The 16,388-nt window shown below is 34.9% G+C and carries 18 protein-coding genes and 2 tRNA genes; 19 read left to right on the forward strand and 1 reads right to left on the reverse strand.

Annotated features, from left to right (window positions below):
- Positions 1-20: 20 nt before the first annotated feature.
- From G7059_RS04770 to G7059_RS04855, 19 genes are all read left to right on the forward strand, one after another.
- Positions 21-1,109 (forward strand): DUF871 domain-containing protein, encoded by a 1,089-nt coding sequence (locus G7059_RS04770; RefSeq protein WP_166080949.1) that lies wholly within the window; start codon positions 21-23, stop codon positions 1,107-1,109.
- The gene (locus G7059_RS04775; protein WP_166080950.1) at positions 1,106-1,972 is read left to right on the forward strand and encodes an N-acetylglucosamine kinase; all 867 of its coding nucleotides are present in this window, start codon (positions 1,106-1,108) and stop codon (positions 1,970-1,972) included. The genes G7059_RS04770 and G7059_RS04775 overlap by 4 nt, the downstream gene beginning before the upstream one ends.
- Positions 1,973-2,017: 45 nt before the next feature.
- Positions 2,018-2,833 (forward strand): Cof-type HAD-IIB family hydrolase, encoded by an 816-nt coding sequence (locus tag G7059_RS04780; RefSeq protein ID WP_166080951.1) that lies wholly within the window; start codon positions 2,018-2,020, stop codon positions 2,831-2,833.
- A gap of 63 nt (positions 2,834-2,896) precedes the next feature.
- Positions 2,897-3,088: a hypothetical protein gene (locus tag G7059_RS04785; protein ID WP_166080952.1), complete on the forward strand. Its 192-nt coding sequence runs from the start codon at positions 2,897-2,899 to the stop codon at positions 3,086-3,088.
- Positions 3,089-3,189: 101 nt separating this feature from the next.
- A complete protein-coding gene (gene pepT / locus G7059_RS04790) occupies positions 3,190-4,425 on the forward strand; it encodes a peptidase T (RefSeq protein ID WP_166080953.1) in 1,236 nt (411 codons plus the stop codon).
- Between the two features lie 5 nt (positions 4,426-4,430).
- The gene (locus tag G7059_RS04795; RefSeq protein ID WP_166080954.1) at positions 4,431-5,243 is read left to right on the forward strand and encodes an energy-coupling factor transporter ATPase; all 813 of its coding nucleotides are present in this window, start codon (positions 4,431-4,433) and stop codon (positions 5,241-5,243) included.
- Positions 5,234-6,085, forward strand: a complete 852-nt coding sequence (locus tag G7059_RS04800) for an energy-coupling factor transporter ATPase (RefSeq protein ID WP_166080955.1) — start codon at positions 5,234-5,236, stop codon at positions 6,083-6,085. The genes G7059_RS04795 and G7059_RS04800 overlap by 10 nt, the downstream gene beginning before the upstream one ends.
- Positions 6,078-6,878, forward strand: coding sequence for an energy-coupling factor transporter transmembrane protein EcfT (locus G7059_RS04805; RefSeq protein ID WP_166080956.1), 801 nt, complete (start codon positions 6,078-6,080; stop codon positions 6,876-6,878). The genes G7059_RS04800 and G7059_RS04805 overlap by 8 nt, the downstream gene beginning before the upstream one ends.
- Positions 6,875-7,612, forward strand: coding sequence for a tRNA pseudouridine(38-40) synthase TruA (truA, locus tag G7059_RS04810; protein ID WP_166080958.1), 738 nt, complete (start codon positions 6,875-6,877; stop codon positions 7,610-7,612). Before G7059_RS04805 ends, truA begins: the two co-directional genes overlap by 4 nt.
- A gap of 89 nt (positions 7,613-7,701) precedes the next feature.
- Positions 7,702-8,139, forward strand: coding sequence for a 50S ribosomal protein L13 (gene rplM, locus G7059_RS04815; RefSeq protein ID WP_166080959.1), 438 nt, complete (start codon positions 7,702-7,704; stop codon positions 8,137-8,139).
- Positions 8,140-8,148: 9 nt separating this feature from the next.
- Positions 8,149-8,550 (forward strand): 30S ribosomal protein S9, encoded by a 402-nt coding sequence (rpsI, locus tag G7059_RS04820; protein ID WP_166080960.1) that lies wholly within the window; start codon positions 8,149-8,151, stop codon positions 8,548-8,550.
- Between the two features lie 126 nt (positions 8,551-8,676).
- Positions 8,677-8,847, forward strand: coding sequence for a hypothetical protein (locus tag G7059_RS10405; RefSeq protein WP_205700242.1), 171 nt, complete (start codon positions 8,677-8,679; stop codon positions 8,845-8,847).
- 33 nt (positions 8,848-8,880) lie between these two features.
- Entirely contained in the window at positions 8,881-9,621 is a 741-nt protein-coding gene (gene rhuM / locus G7059_RS04825; protein WP_255489653.1) for a RhuM family protein, read from the forward strand.
- 562 nt (positions 9,622-10,183) lie between these two features.
- Positions 10,184-11,338 carry a helix-turn-helix domain-containing protein gene (locus G7059_RS04830; RefSeq protein WP_166080961.1) on the forward strand — a complete coding sequence of 385 codons (1,155 nt, stop codon included), beginning with the start codon at positions 10,184-10,186 and terminating at the stop codon, positions 11,336-11,338.
- Positions 11,339-11,466: 128 nt separating this feature from the next.
- Positions 11,467-12,012, forward strand: coding sequence for a chromate transporter (locus G7059_RS04835; RefSeq protein ID WP_166080962.1), 546 nt, complete (start codon positions 11,467-11,469; stop codon positions 12,010-12,012).
- The gene (locus G7059_RS04840; protein ID WP_166080963.1) at positions 12,009-12,545 is read left to right on the forward strand and encodes a chromate transporter; all 537 of its coding nucleotides are present in this window, start codon (positions 12,009-12,011) and stop codon (positions 12,543-12,545) included. Before G7059_RS04835 ends, G7059_RS04840 begins: the two co-directional genes overlap by 4 nt.
- A 159-nt stretch (positions 12,546-12,704) precedes the next feature.
- Positions 12,705-12,781: transfer RNA gene (locus tag G7059_RS04845), tRNA-Ile, on the forward strand.
- Between the two features lie 26 nt (positions 12,782-12,807).
- Positions 12,808-12,883, forward strand: a tRNA-Ala gene (locus G7059_RS04850).
- A 799-nt stretch (positions 12,884-13,682) separates the two neighbouring features.
- Positions 13,683-15,299, forward strand: coding sequence for a MucBP domain-containing protein (locus G7059_RS04855; protein WP_166080964.1), 1,617 nt, complete (start codon positions 13,683-13,685; stop codon positions 15,297-15,299).
- Between the two features lie 116 nt (positions 15,300-15,415).
- On the opposite strand, the gene G7059_RS04860 is transcribed toward G7059_RS04855, so the two are convergent.
- Positions 15,416-16,384: a VOC family protein gene (locus G7059_RS04860; protein ID WP_166080965.1), complete on the reverse strand. Its 969-nt coding sequence runs from the start codon at positions 16,382-16,384 to the stop codon at positions 15,416-15,418.
- Positions 16,385-16,388 lie beyond the last annotated feature (4 nt).

The following is a 16,388-nucleotide window of genomic DNA, read 5'->3' on the forward strand; positions in this document are numbered from 1 at the left end:
AACATTAAAAAGGAGATCGTATGAGAAAATTAGGTATATCAATTTATCCAGACAAATCATCAGTTGAAGAAATGAAAGCATATATTGTGAAAGCACATGATGCAGGATTCTCAAGGATCTTTTCTTGCTTATTGTCTGTTGATAAGCCAAAAGAAATTATTAAACAAGAATTCACAGAAATTAATACCTTTGCACATGAACATGGATTTGAAATCATTGTTGACGTAAGTCCTAAGGTGTTTGGTGAATTAGAGATTGGATACGACGACTTATCGTTTTTCCATGAAATTGGTGCTGATGGAATTCGTCTTGATGCAGGTTTTGGTGGACAAACAGAAGCAATGCTCACATTCAATGAGTATGATTTAAAGATAGAAATCAATATGAGTAACGATACAAATTATATTGATACGATTATGGATTTCCAACCAAATCAATACAATCTTATTGCATGTCATAACTTCTATCCACATCCATATTCTGGACTTAATGAAGAGCATTTCCTAAACTGTACACGTCGTTTTACAAAGTATGGATTACGCTCAGCTGCATTTGTGGCAAGTAAGAACCCAGAAGCATATGGACCATGGCCAGTTGATTATGGATTGGTAACTTTAGAATCACACCGTGATTTACCACTTCATGTACAAATTAAAGATTATGTAGCTCGTAATGTTATTGATGATATTATTATTTCAAACTTTGTACCAAGCGATGAAGAACTTGCTGAAGTTAAGAAAATTAATCTAACTAAAGTAAACTTAGAAGTTGAACTTGTTGAAGGATTACCAGAGCTCTTTAAGAAAATTGTTTTAGAAGAACCACACTTTAACCGTGGTGATATTAATGACTACTTACTACGTTCGACAATGTCACGTGTGAAATATAAAGGGGAAGCATTCCCAGTTATCAATGCACCAGAAATGATTCGTCGTGGTGATATCGTTATTGAAAGTGATCAGTTTGGTCATTATGCAGGCGAATTAAACATCGCTAAGAAAGATATGAAAAACACAGGAAAATCAAATGTTGTGGGTCGTGTCGTAGAACAAGAAGTCTTCTTGTTAGACCACATCAAGCCATGGCAAAAGTTTGAGTTTACTTTATGAAATATTATTTAGGAGTTGATGCGGGAGGGACGCACACTCGTTATACTATTTTTGATACTGAAGGAAACCAAATTGAGAGTTTAGAAAGACAAAGCATTCACTTTATGAATGTTAGTTATGAAAAGATGTTACTTGAGCTTCAAGAAGTAAGGGATGTTCTTGAAACTCGGGATTACAGTATTGATGATATGGGGGTTGTTTTTGGTCTTGCAGGCTATGGCGCAAATGCTGAAGTTCGTAAGAACATTGAAAATCAAATCTATGCTGTATTTCCACACGCAATACTTATGAATGATGCCATGCTCGCAATGACTGCTGCTCTTGGAAAAGAAGATGGCGTCTTTGTGATTGCAGGAACAGGTTCAATAGCGTTTCGTCGTTTAGGATGTGCTGAAGATCGACGTGGTGGCTTTGGCTACCTTGTTGGTGATGAGGGAAGTGCATTCTGGATAGGACGCAAACTTCTAGCTTTATTTACTAAAGAAGCAGATGGACGTCTTCCTAAAACATCGTTATATACAACGATAATGGAACGTTTTAATCTAAAGACGGCCTATGATATTATTGCAGTTGTTAATGAAAATAATAGTCGCTACCGTAACTGGGTAGCAGAGTTAAGTGGACTTTGTGCACAATGTGATGCAGAACATGTCCAAAATGTCTACCGTGAAGCAGGTCTTGAACTTGCTGAACTTGCAAATAGTTTTGAACTTAATGGAGCGACAAATATCGCCTTTGGCGGTAGTGTGTTATTGAAGAATGAACTTGTTCGAAACACACTTGTACAAAATTTAAATAAACATTATAATATTGTTAATAACAACAAACCTGCAGAGTATGCAGCTGTTGTTACCTTTGAATAACTTGTCCTAGACAAGTTATTTCTCTATCATCGTGGGGGTGATTTGATGAAGAAGCTGTTAGCATTTGATATTGATGGAACAAGTATTAATCCTTTTCGTTATGTCACAAAAAAAACTCAAGAAACACTTCTTAAACTTCATGAAGAAGGATACATCTTAGTGCCTACCACCGGACGATGTCTTGATGGGATTCCCCGTCGTATTTTAGATCTTGGTGTTTGTGAGTATGCTATTACATCGAATGGTTCGCGTATCACCAATCTGAAGACAAACGAGGATATCTATACAGAATTAATTCCAGATGATAAAGCAATTGAAGTCTTAAATCTTGAGAAACATTTTAAAACCTTTGTATCACTTCATGTTAATAGAACTAGTTATGACAACCATTGGACGCAATACTTAGCTCGAAGAATTCTATTTCTCGACGACTTTAAGAGAAATCCTGTTGTACGAGACCTCTACAAGTTTATTGAAGAAGAACATTTCGATGTAGAGAAGATTCAAATTTTTTCCTTCTCACAAGGAAAACTGAATCGTATGACCCAGTCACTCTCGAAGATTGATTGTATCAATATCCCAATGTCTTCAAAAAACTACTATGAAATCACTGCTGCTAATGCTGATAAAGGTACGGCTTTGAAGTGGCTTCTTGATCGCCTTGAGATTGATGTTGAGAATACGATCACAATCGGTGATGACATGAATGATGTGTCAATGCTAAAGGTCAGTGGGACATCCATAGCGATGGGCAATGCTCAGTATGATGTTAAGAAACATGCAAATTATATTGCTCCAAAAAACTCACAGAATGGTTTTGCGAAAATATTAAGCAAACTCCTGCTCCAAAATACTAAATAAGACGTAGATTTTTCACTGTTTTCACTTAATTTATGATAAAATGGAAATAAGGATGGTGAACGTATGAAAAAATTGATACCTGTTGCAATTATTGGTGCCGCTATTGGAGCAGCAAGCTATTACTTCAATGCTAATAATAAGAAGCATATCGCAAAGACTATCGATGCTCTTGATGAAATTAGTCGTACTGCTGAAGAAACTGTTGCTGAATTCGCAAGCGAAGTAGCAGAAGATAGTGATCACCACGAATCATAACTTGCTGAAAAGCAAGTTTTCTTTTTGTGTCTTTAACACGATGTGTTTTCTTTTTCAATCATAAATATGGTAGAATGATTACAGATAAAAGAAGGATAATTATGAAACAAAAACTTATTGAACGTTTAGTACGTTATACAAAGATTAATACGCGATCGGATGCTTCCTCAACAACAATCCCATCGACACAAATCCAATTCGATTTAGCGAACATTCTTGTAGAAGAATGTAAAGAAATTGGATTAAGTGATGTCTCCATGGATTCTTATGGGATCGTAACTGCAACACTTCCAAGTAACACAGATAAAGACTGTCGTACTATTGGATTTATTGCTCATATGGATACAGCTGATTTTAATTCAGAAAATGTAAATCCTCGTATTATTGAGAACTATGATGGTAAAGACATTGTTCTTAATGAAACATTGAATATTTTATCGACTGTAGAGATGTTCCCAAATCTTGAAAAGTATCAAGGACAGACTCTAATCGTTACTGATGGCACTACTTTATTAGGAGCTGACAATAAAGCTGGTATTGCAGAGATTATGACAGCAATGGAGTACTTATTGAATCATCCAGAAATCGAACATGGGAAAGTGCGTATTGCTTTCACTATTGATGAAGAAATAGGGACAGGTGCAGGATCCTTTGATGTTGAAGGATTTGGTGCTGACTTTGCTTACACGATTGATGGTGGAGCTCTTGGAGAAATGGAATATGAGACCTTTAATGCAGCAGAATCCCTTGTCACTGTTAAAGGAGTTAGTGTTCACCCAGGAAGTGCTAAGGATACTATGATTAATGCTGTGACTGTTGCTAGTGAGTTTGTTCAAATGCTTCCACAAGCAGAACGTCCTGAACATACAAGTGGCTATGAAGGTTTCTTTATGGTAGATGACTTCCATGGAAACATTGAAGATGCATCCTTCACAATGATTATTCGCGATCACAGTAAAGAAAAATTCGAATCTCGTAAAGAGCTGGTTTCCTCAATTGGAAACTACCTTAACGAAAAATACGGACAAGGCGTTGTGAGTGTAAAAACAGACGATACATATTATAATATGCGTTCAGTGATCGAGAAAGATATGAGTATTGTAACTCTTGCAGAAGATGCTATGAAATCTGTGAATGTTGAAGCTCATATTTCACCAGTACGTGGTGGTACTGATGGATCACGATTATCGTATATGGGATTACCAACACCCAACTTGTTTACAGGGGGAGAGAACTTCCATGGTAAACATGAGTTTGCGGTTGTTGAGACAATGGAAAAATCAGTCGAAGTCATTGTCGCAATTGCAGAATTAAATACAAAGAACACAACGAGGTGATGACATTGAATCAACTGAGTATAAAAAACTTAAGCTTTTCCTATGACAATAAAGTATTTGCTGTCGAAGACGTTAATATTGAAGTGAAGCGTGGTAAATACGTTACGATAATTGGTCACAACGGAAGTGGTAAATCTACTGTTGCGAAATTGATTATCGGTCTAATGGAAGCTCAACAAGGAGAGATAATCGTTGATGGTGAACGATTAACACCAGAAAACGTTTATGAAATAAGAGAAAAAATTGCGATTGTATTCCAAAATCCTGATAACCAATTTATTGGTTCAACAGTAAGGGATGATATCGCTTTTGGTCTTGAAAATGCGATGGTTAATCCTGAAGATATGAATGCAATTATTGAAAAATATGCAGGACGTGTAGGAATGCTTGATTATCTCGAACATGAGCCTACAAAGCTTTCTGGTGGTCAAAAACAACGTGTAGCGATTGCGGGAGCATTAGCACTTCATCCAGAAATACTAGTGCTTGATGAGGCTACAAGTATGCTTGACCCTAAAGGTCGTGATGAGGTTAATAACTTAGTACATGAACTTCATCATAAAAATGATATGACAATTATCTCAATTACCCATGATATTGAAGAAGTAACAATGAGTGATTATGTTTTTGTAATGAGCGATGGAAAAGTTGTAATGGAAGGAACGCCTCAAGAAGTACTTGAGAAATCAGACATCCTTGTTGATTTACAACTGGATATTCCTTTCTCTGTAAAATTCTATGAAGCTTTAAGAAAACAAGGAATCCATGTTAGTTCGAAGTTTGAACTTGAAAGGATGGTTGATGAATTGTGTCAATAAAATTTGAAAATGTTGCCTATGAGTATGCACCCAATTCACCTTTTGCTCATCATGCATTAAAATCAATCACTGCAGCTATTGAACCGAATTCTATGACTGCAATTATCGGTGCAACAGGAAGTGGTAAATCTACTTTAGTACAACACCTGAATGGGCTCTTACAACCTACAGAAGGGCGTGTACTGGTCCTAGATACGGTCATTGAACCTAATAAGAAGAGTAAACACCTAAAACAACTTAGAGCTCGTGTAGGGCTTGTATTCCAGTTTCCTGAAATGCAGTTGTTTGAAGAGACTATTTATAAAGATGTAAGCTTTGGACCTAAGAACTTTGGCTTTAGTGAAGAAGAGGTTAAATCCAATGTAGAACAATCCTTACGATTAGTAGGTATTGATGAATCTATTTGGGAACGTTCTCCATTAAACTTATCTGGCGGTCAAAAACGCCGTGTTGCGATAGCAGGTGTTCTAGCAACCAATCCTGATGTATTGGTCTTAGATGAGCCTACTGCAGGTTTAGACCCTCAAGGTAGTAAAGATATGATGGAACTCTTTGTGAAACTTAATAAAGAACACGGAAAAACAATTATCATGGTTACTCATGATATGGATCATGTGCTTCATTATGCTGAGAATGTTCTTGTGTTAGAACAAGGTAATGTGAAATATGATGGTACATCCGAAGACTTCTTTAATCACTCTGAGCTTCTTAAAGAACTTGGATTTGTAGCACCAAAGATTATTCTATTAAAAGATATGTTGAAAGCTAAAGGGATTGAAACAGATTCCTTATATGACCTTGATGCCATTGCATCGGTTATAAAGGAGGGACGTCATGAATAATATAGCATTAGGACGTTATATCCCACTTAACTCACCGATTCATAAGATGGATCCTCGTATGAAGATTATGGCTACGATATTCTTAATGGTCAGTGTCTTTATGATTAAAGGGTTGTATGGCAATCTATTTATGTTTGCGGTATTAATTATTTCGATATTAGCTGCAAAACTAACCTTTAAATTTATTCTAAAATCCATGAAGCCAATGATGTTTATGTTAATTTTCTTATTTATCTTAAACCTCTTTGCGATTCGTGAAGGGTATGTAGTACTGAATGTCTTTGGATTTAAAATCTATAGCGGTGCCTTAACACAAACACTATTCATTGTAAGTCGTTTAGTTCTGATGATTATGGTAACGACATTACTTACAGCAACAACAGCTCCTTTAGATTTAACCTTAGGAATTGAAGATTTACTCAGTCCCTTTCGAAAGATTGGAGTTCCAGCTCATGAGATTGCAATGATGATTTCAATCGCCTTACGTTTTATTCCGACTTTAATTGAAGATACACAACGTATTATGAATGCCCAAGCAAGTCGTGGTGTTGATTTAGAAGAAGGGTCATTAAAAGAAAAAATTAGTGGTGTTGTATCAATGATTGTTCCTCTCTTTGTTTCAAGTTACCACCGTGCTGAAGATTTAGCGTATGCAATGGAAGCTCGTGGTTACTTTCCAGGGAAGACACGGACACGATACAAACAACTTGTTATTCGTTTTAGTGACTGGTTCTTGTTTGGATTATCATGTGCAGTATTAGTGGGAGTCATTATAATCGGAAGAGTCTTATGAGATACAAAGTAACTTTAATGTATGATGGATCAGCGTTTCATGGTTGGCAAATACAGCCAAAACATAAAACCGTCCAAGAAGATATTGAAGCAATATTAAGTCGGATGCATAAAAGGAAAATCACAATTTATGGATCAGGTAGAACCGATGCTGGTGTGCATGCACTCGCTCAAGTGTTTCATTTTGATTCTGAATTAAAGATATTACCTGAAGACTGGATGCATGCCCTCAACAATCAATGTGATAAAGCAGTCCGTATTCTATCTGTTGAGATTGTTGATGATAGTTTTCACTCGAGATTTAGTGCAACGAGTAAAACGTATCTTTATCGGATTAATTACAAAGAGTATGATCCGTTTATGAGAAATCAAGTGTTGCAGTATTGTAAGCCACTGGATGTGGAACAAATTCGTAAAACACTTGAAGTATTTATTGGAACACATGACTTTACGACATACAACAGTAGAGCCAATGATGAAATTGTTGATCAAGTTCGAACAATACATCGTTTTGAACTCATTGATACAGGTTCAGAGTATCAATTTATTGTGAATGGTAGTGGATTTTTACGCTATATGGTACGAATGATGGTTGGAAGTTTAATCGCTGTCGGAGAAGGAAAACTGACTCCAGAACAGGTTAAAAGCCATCTTGAAGCCAAAAGTAAAACAATCTCAAAATATAATGCTGATCCTTGTGGATTATATCTCATAAATGTGAGCTATAATTCTTGACTTAATGGACAAGGTATCATATAATTTATATCGGCACTTTATGCCAATTGTAGCCCCGGAAACTACTATTGGTCTAGGAGGAAATTTTTATGCGTCAAACAACTATGACGAAACCAGCAGACGTTGTACGTCAATGGTATGTTGTTGATGGAGCTGGGATGACATTAGGTCGTCTTGCTAGCGAAGTTGCAACAGTATTACGTGGGAAACACAAACCTACATACACACCTAACGTAGATGGTGGCGATTTTGTAATCGTTATTAATGCTGATAAGATTGAAGTAACAGGTGATCAAGAATTCAAGAAATTCTATTACAATCACTCAAACCATCCAGGTGGAATGCGTAAACGTTCAACACGTACAATGCGCGAATCTTTCACAGTGGAATGGGTAGAACGTGCAATTCATGGTATGCTACCTCACACAAAACTTGGTGACAAACAACGTACACACTTGTTTGTATACAAAGGTGAGAATCATCCACATGCTGCACAAAAACCAGTGGAAATGGTAATAAAGGGATAGGAGAAGAGTATGACAACAAAAAATAAAGTAACTTACTTAGGTACAGGTCGTCGTAAGACATCCGTTGCTCGTGTCTATTTGACTCCAGGAACAGGTGTTATTACAATTAACCACAAACCAATTGAAGTGCACTTGCCTTCAGAATTATTACAAATGACAGTTCGTTCACCATTTGAAATTACAGGAACAGTTGATCAATTCGACGTTAATGTAAACGTTAATGGTGGTGGATTAACAGGACAAGCTGGAGCGATTCGTCATGGAATCTCACGTGCTTTATTAGAAGCATCAGTAGACTACCGTGCATCACTTAAAGCTGCAGGATTCTTAACACGTGACTCACGTGCTAAAGAACGTAAGAAACCAGGATTGAAAGCTGCACGTCGTGCACCACAATTCTCAAAACGTTAATCAAATTTGGTTATCATATTTGGAAACTCTCACTTTTGTGGGAGTTTTTTTGTTCTTAAGACGAATTCAATAGAAATATACGAATTTTATGATATACTAACTAAAATTGGAAATAGGAGATAAGCTATGGAACAAAATTTTACAAGCGAAGTGGTTATTTTTAATGATGATAATCTATCTTTAGAAGTTAATATAACACCTGATTCTGATACTGTATGGCTAACACAGGATCAAATTTCTGATCTTTTTGAAACTGCGAGATCCTCTGTTTCTTATCATATATCAAATATTTTTTAAGAAGGAGAATTAAATAAAGATACTTCTGTCGAAATTTTCGACAGAAGTAAAAGAAAAGCATCACGACCACCAATGTATTATAACCTTGATGTAATAATATCAGTTGGTTATCGTGTTAAATCAAAACGTGGAATCCAATTTAGAAAGTGGGCAACATCTGTCTTAAAAGATTATGCGATCAAAGGATACGCGATTAATAAAAATAAGATTGACTATAATACACAACTGAAATTGATTAAACTACTCGAAAGAACAACAAATCAATTAGAATCGTCAGAGATTTTGGCTGTGTTAGAAAACTATACCCTAGCCCTTCAACTTCTTGATGACTACGATCATCAGAGAATAAATAAGCCTAAAGGGAGCGAGTCAACGTATCGTTTAACTTATGATGAATGTATGATACTTATTGATGAAATGAGAAGAGGTCACGATTCCGATGTTTTTGGAATTGAACGAGAAGGAGCATTTAAATCAAGCATTGGCGCAATCTATCAAACGTTTGCTGGTAATGAAGTGTATACGACTTTAGAAGAAAAAGCAGCACACCTTCTATATTTTCTTGTAAAGAACCATGGGTTTATTGATGGCAATAAGCGAATTGCGGCAGCATTATTTGTATACTTCTTAGATAGAAATGATTCGCTAATTGCAGATGGAGTGCAAGTGATAAATAATAAAACACTTGTTGCATTAACGATTATGCTTGCAGAATCCAATCCAAACGAAAAAGAATTGCTCATAAACCTTATTATGAATTTATTAAATGCGTAGCTAACTTACAATTAAGTAGTAATAAACTTATACTCTATAAGGTAATACAAAGTAGCAAACCTTTCTTAAAAGTCTCTGTTTATCATACTTAGGTATTAACGAAATGTTAGTATCAAGATTTTCTTTTTTCAATGGGCTCTCAGAGAATATCTGAGTGCTCTTTTTTAGAGATGACTATAACTATGGATGAAAATTCAATAAAGTGATTTGTTGAATACTTGAAAGCATTTAACACTCTAATCAATGTGATTGTCATTTTACATATATATTCACTTCACTTTTGATTGGTTTTTGTTTCGTCTGAATTAAGACAGTTCGAGTGTTTCCATATTTGAGGAATATTTATTGTCCTATTTCATTCAAGCAGTTAATGATATTTACCACATTACATAATAATTTTACGTTAAGGAGAGCCAAGCCATAGTGATTTCAAAAAAGTTATGAAAAGTTATAAAAAGTAGCATATAATTGTAGTGTAAACTCAAAGTTTACAGAAAGATAGCCAAAGATTGTTGTTAAAATTGATAAACTTGGGTAAGTTTAATATAGAGGTGAACCAATTATGACATTAGGACAAAGAATATCGCAGAATCGAAAGAAATTAGGTTTATCACAGGAAGCATTGGGAGAAAAACTAAATGTTTCTAGACAAGCAGTATATAAATGGGAATCAGATATTAGCCTTCCAGATACTAATAATCTTATTGAGCTTAGTAAGATATTTTCTGTAAGCATTAATGAATTGATTGGAAATGAAGATGTCACAATAACTTCTTCTCATGATAACCACGATCAACAGAAAGGCAAACAAGCAAAGCCAAATCGAGCATTGATTCTTGTTTTATGTTTAGTAATAGTTGGTCTTGTTTGGTCGCTGAATGATATGAAGAATAATATTAGTAATCTTAACTTCGAGATTGCCAATTTGAGCAGAAGAATTGATAGTATTCAAGGGTATCAGAAACAACCACAATTTGATGAGTCTAAATTCAATGAAAGTTCATTGACAATAGAAGATATAGATTTATTAAAGAAAGAAATGACAATGTTACTTAGAGTCGCACCAAAAATTGAAACGAAAGACTCGAAAATAGTGTTTTATGTTAACGATAGCACTTTTGATGTTGAAAAGAATTCTGAGCAAGTCTATGAACTGCGTCAAGTTATCCCAATTGTCGATAAAGTTAATGCGGGGATCATAATAAAGGGTAACGAAACTATTGAGACTATTCCGATGTTCACTGAGGATAATGTTATTTATAACCGACTCTTTAGTGTAAATGTAAACTATGTCGAAATGCCAAAAGATTCTCTTATCCTAAGAGTAGATATTAATCCTCCGATAAATTTTAAAGGAGAAGCTAGATCAGTCGGTTCGGATAATATTACAAAAACAATAAATATTGATGACGAGTATCAAATTAATAAAATATTTGTTCAAATCATTGATGAGGATGATAATATCTTGACTAGCATTGATTTCTTATCCGAAAACAACGGTCATATTTCTTTCTATAATAAGCAACTAGTTATTGATGATGTTAGAAGCTTAATGAAAAAGAATGCATACTTTAAAGTTAAAGTGAGAATTGAGGATAGCTTGGGTAGGAAATACTCCTATATTGAAGGTGAGTTTAAGTATGTTGCTGAATATGCTGATCACTGGTATATTGATTACCGACATGCTGATTCAAAACCTATTCACATAGATAATTAAGAGTTAGATAAGAGAATGCTATTGATAAATGGTGTTCTCTTAATTATTGCTTATAGATAGTATAAACAATTCTAATGTGATAAATCCTAGGATGTGGCGTATAATGTAGTGAGAGATAGGAGTGTATTATGAAGAAATTATGGACTTTATTTTCTTCTTCGTTCTATTTGAGTACTTTTACATTCGGTGGGGGATATGTCATTGTTCCATTACTACGTAAGAAATTCGTAGAAGATTTGAATTGGATTGAGGAAAACGAGATGATGGATTTGGTGGCGATTGCACAGTCATCACCAGGATCTTTAGCGGTTAATGCAACAATTCTAATAGGATACAAAATTGATGGAGTTAGAGGCGCTTTAATTACCACATTAGGTACTGTGCTTCCACCTCTTATTTTATTGTCTATTATTTCGTATTTTTATGTTGCTTTCAAACAAAATATTTATATTAATGCTGCCTTAGGTGCTATGGCTGCAGGTGTAGCGGCTGTTGTTATTGATGTCGTAATAAAAATGTATAAAAATGTCATGCAAGATAAAAGAAATGATTCATTGATTATTATGGTTCTTGTATTTATCGCAGGCTATTTCTTGAATATTAATATTATTCTTATTATCCTTACAGTTATTGCGTATGGGGTCTTTATAACGCTGAAGGAGAGAAGGAAATGATTTATTTACAATTACTATGGGCTTTCTTTCAAGTGGGTTTAGTGAGCTTTGGTGGTGGTTATGCATCAATGACTCCTATATTCAATCAGGTCGTTACACAAAATTCCTGGATTACACCGGAACAGTTTGCTGACCTAATTACAATCTCACAGATGACTCCAGGACCTATTGCACTTAACTCAGCAACATTCGTAGGATTACAGATTGCGGGGTTACCAGGAGCGATTGTTGCAACGATTGGTAATATTCTACCATCAATGATTATCGTTGGTACTTTAGCGTATGTTTACTTTAAATTCAGCAGTCTAAAGATGATTCAAAACGTACTAAACAGTCTGAGACCTGCTGTAGTATCATTAATCCTTATTGCAGGGGTATCCCTTGTGTCAAATGCTTTCTTTACTCCAGATACTAATATCTTTAACATTGTCCTATTCTTTGGAGCTCTAATTGTTCTTAATCGAACGAAGATTGATCCAATTGTTGTGATGATTATTACTGGATGCATTGGTGTTGTTTCGATAATGATTTAATAATATATTGAAGTTGAATATGGATATATTTGATCTGTGTTCAACTTTTCTATTGTCTAAAAATTGCAGTAAAAAAAATAGTAAGTTTTTTAGCTTAAAAAGGTGAAATATCATTGACAGTTAGTACTGCAAATGTTATATTATTAAGGCAGTTAAGATGGGCCTGTAGCTCAGTTGGTTAGAGCGCACCCCTGATAAGGGTGAGGTCGCTGGTTCGAATCCATTCAGGCCCACCATTAGTATTATTCTGCATTTACAATTTGGGGTTTTAGCTCAGCTGGGAGAGCGCCTGCCTTGCACGCAGGAGGTCATCGGTTCGATCCCGATAAGCTCCACCAAATTTTAATTAATAAGTCACTTCGGTGGCTTTTTTTATTTCTGTTTGTGGTTACTTAAACAAGTTATGTTTAAGTAACTTTTTAAAGATTAGTATGAAAAATTCTTTTATTGAAAGATAAATGACTTAAATCATAAATTAATGAAACAATCATAAAACAAGACAGTAATTTACTTAGTACTTTGTGGATTGGGTCTGTTAGTAGTGTTTCATATATGTTATGTAATATGTGATAAGTCTGCGGATCTTTTTAATGTATGTTAATTAGTTTTTATCCACTCAATCAACAAAGTAATACTTTGTCACTTTTGATTGATAAAGTATCTTAAAATTTGAAATGATTTTAAAGATGTAGTGATAAAAAGAAGAAAAAGTATGCACAAGAAATAATAAGATAAACTATAAATTGAAGATAATATATTCAGATCATAAATAATATGGACGTAAATTAAAGAATTAGTGTTCTAAATTTGATAAAGATATTGGGAATTCCCAACTTTCTCTAACCTATTTATATAATTTTTTGTTTTTGAATAAAGATATGGTGAGGAGTCAAAATTTATTTAATAAGTGAGAGGATATGATTAGTCGCTGCAGGCTAAATTCCACTTTACAAATTATTAAGCTTATGTTATTATTCTAAAGCTATATTATATAAATGTGTATTGTTTGGTATATTAATAAATTTGAGTAATGTTAATATTGTTGCAATTTCCATAATATATTGGGATGTTAAGACATTTTCAATGAGTAGATACCTTTTCATTTCATATAGTTAAAAATATTGTGGAGGGATAATTATGAAAAAAAGTAAAATCTTATCGAGAATTATGAGAATAATGATAGTTGGGTTGATAGCAATCTCACCGTTTATTGGTAATATCGATTCAGTAAGCGCGCGTACACGTGAATTAACAAAGTTTATTATCAATGGTGAAATTGGTAGGGATTATTATGTAGCAGACTATTTTGAATTTGAGTATTCAGGTAGTGATTACGGAAGAAATCACAGATGGACACATCCGATAACAGGGGAAGTTGAATACTCAACTATTATGGATTTGCGAGATCTTCCTGAAGGAGAGTATGTTCAATTTATTGAAGCTCAACATCATAAATTTCCAGCATGGGATAATGGTTTTTTTTACACATTAACAATTAGGTCAAATCCAGTTGTTTCAGTCAATAAACCGGTTAATCCTGGTTCATCTGATTTCTTAGTGGGAAGAGACATCAATGATACGTTCGGAGAAGTGAATATCGAACTGAGTAAATGGGAGATAAGAGACGACAATAATAATGTATTGTTAAGTGGTCAATATAATGTTCCACCTACTCAAGATCAAATAGATTCTTTACCAGCTGGTAACTATACAATCAGTAATACTATCCATGAAAATGTAATTGCAGAATACGGTGATGGTACAGTTTTCAACACGGTAGAGGCTGAATTTAGTATTATTGAAGGTTCATTATCTGTTTCGTACATTGAAATTGATACGGAAGATAATATTGTAGAGGATGGTTTAAGTATTATAGACCCACTTTTAACAGAGAGAACAGGGAAGGAATATGTAACAGTTCCAAAAGATATTCCAGGCTATACTCTTGTCAAAGATTCAGGAAATACATCTGGTGTTTACACTGAGGGACAAACAGATGTAGTATATTATTATATTAAGAATGAAATTCCTAAAAGCAGTACAACTATAACGGTTCATCATGTAGATGATAATGGTAATATCCTATCAACTAAAGAAGTGTTAGAAGGGTATGAGGGAGATCCTTATACAACGAATCCGCAGCAAATTCCAGGATATGAAATTAAAACAATTCCTGTAAATAATAATGGAGTACACAGTGAGGAGCCTGCAGAAGTAGTGTATGTCTACAGCTTGATACCACCAATTATTGATAACGTTATTGAAAAGGATAAAGTCATTACTGGTTCTGGAACTCCTGGTATGCAAGTAGAAGTGACATTACCTAATGGTGAGATTATTGTAGCTGATATTGATGAACAAGGGAAATGGGAAGTAGATGTTCCTGAATATATAATTATTAACAGAGAAGACATTGTAACGGCTGTAACTGTTGATCCGAAATTTGGAACTAATTCGACGAAATCAACGAATGATACAGTGATTGTTGCAGGGTCAGAAGAGTCCACTGAACCAGAGAATAAGCCAAACCCTGAACCAGAGGATAAGCCGAATCTTGAACCTGAGAGTAAGCCGAATCCTGAACCAGAGAATAAACCAAATTCTGATTTAGGGAGCAATTCAAATACCTTACCAAATACCGGTGCAAATACTCTACCTAACACAGGGCTTACAGACAATCTAATTATATATGCGGCTGCCTTGATTATATCAGGTATGGTAGTGCGACTAATGAATAATAAGAAACGATTATAAGATAAGTGCTTTAAGTAGTATGAATTAATGTGTCAATTTTCATTTTATGATTAATGCAAAAAGGTGCTGTTGAGAACTAGTCTCAGCGGCACCTTTTAGTGTATTCTTTTTTTACTTTATTTTCTGTAGTTAATACGTGTTGTATCGAAAGGACGGATTGTTCTTTCAATTTCTTCACGATTGCCTTCTAAGAATGGTGGTAAACTTAAGCTTTCACCAAGTGTTGCTAGAGGCTCATCAACAGTAAATCCTGGTACATCAGTTGCAAATTCATAAAGAATGCTATCAACACGTGTATAGAGTGATTCAAAATAGAATCGTGTTACAAATCCTGAGTTAGGATAGTATAGACTGTTCACATGTTCAATACGTTTCATAAGTTCTGCATGATCTGGAATTCTTAGAGCAATATGGTGAACTGAACCATAACCTTGGTATTCATTTTGTGATTTTTGATCAACGCGTACATGAATACTTGAGCTGTTTCCACCATCGCCTGTTTCGTAGCGAATAGCACCTTCTTCTTCACCAATACGTCTAAAGCCTAATGTATCAATTAACCATGATTCTTGACCTTCTAAATGGCGGACAGTGATTTCAATGGTACCGATACCAATAATCGCAAACTCATCAGGAACATCACTCCACTGGTTAGGAGTTCCAGGAGCTGTACCACCAGCACCGTTTTCATCAGATACTAAACGATAACGTAAACCATCGTGGTCTTCAAAACGTAAGCCTTTAACACCAAAGAGTTCATCAATGCCATGATGTTTGACTTTGAATTCTTCCAAACGTTTGAACCAGTAATCTAACGCTGCATCACTTGGAACACGAAGTCCAATTGAAGTAATAGCGTTTGTACCACGAACTGCTTTAGGAATACCTGGGAAATCGAAGTATGTTAGGTCGTTACCAGCTGATGCGTTCTCATCTCCGAAAAACGTATGATATGCAGTAACATCATCTTGATTCACTGTCTTCTTTAAGAGGCGAAGACCTAAAACTTGAGTCATAAATTCGTAATTCTTTTGCGCATCACTTGCGATTGAAGTAATGTGATGCCAACCTGTGATTTTTTTCATATGG

Source organism: Erysipelothrix sp. HDW6A, assembly GCF_011400295.1.
Classification (GTDB): domain Bacteria; phylum Bacillota_I; class Bacilli_A; order Erysipelotrichales; family Erysipelotrichaceae; genus Erysipelothrix.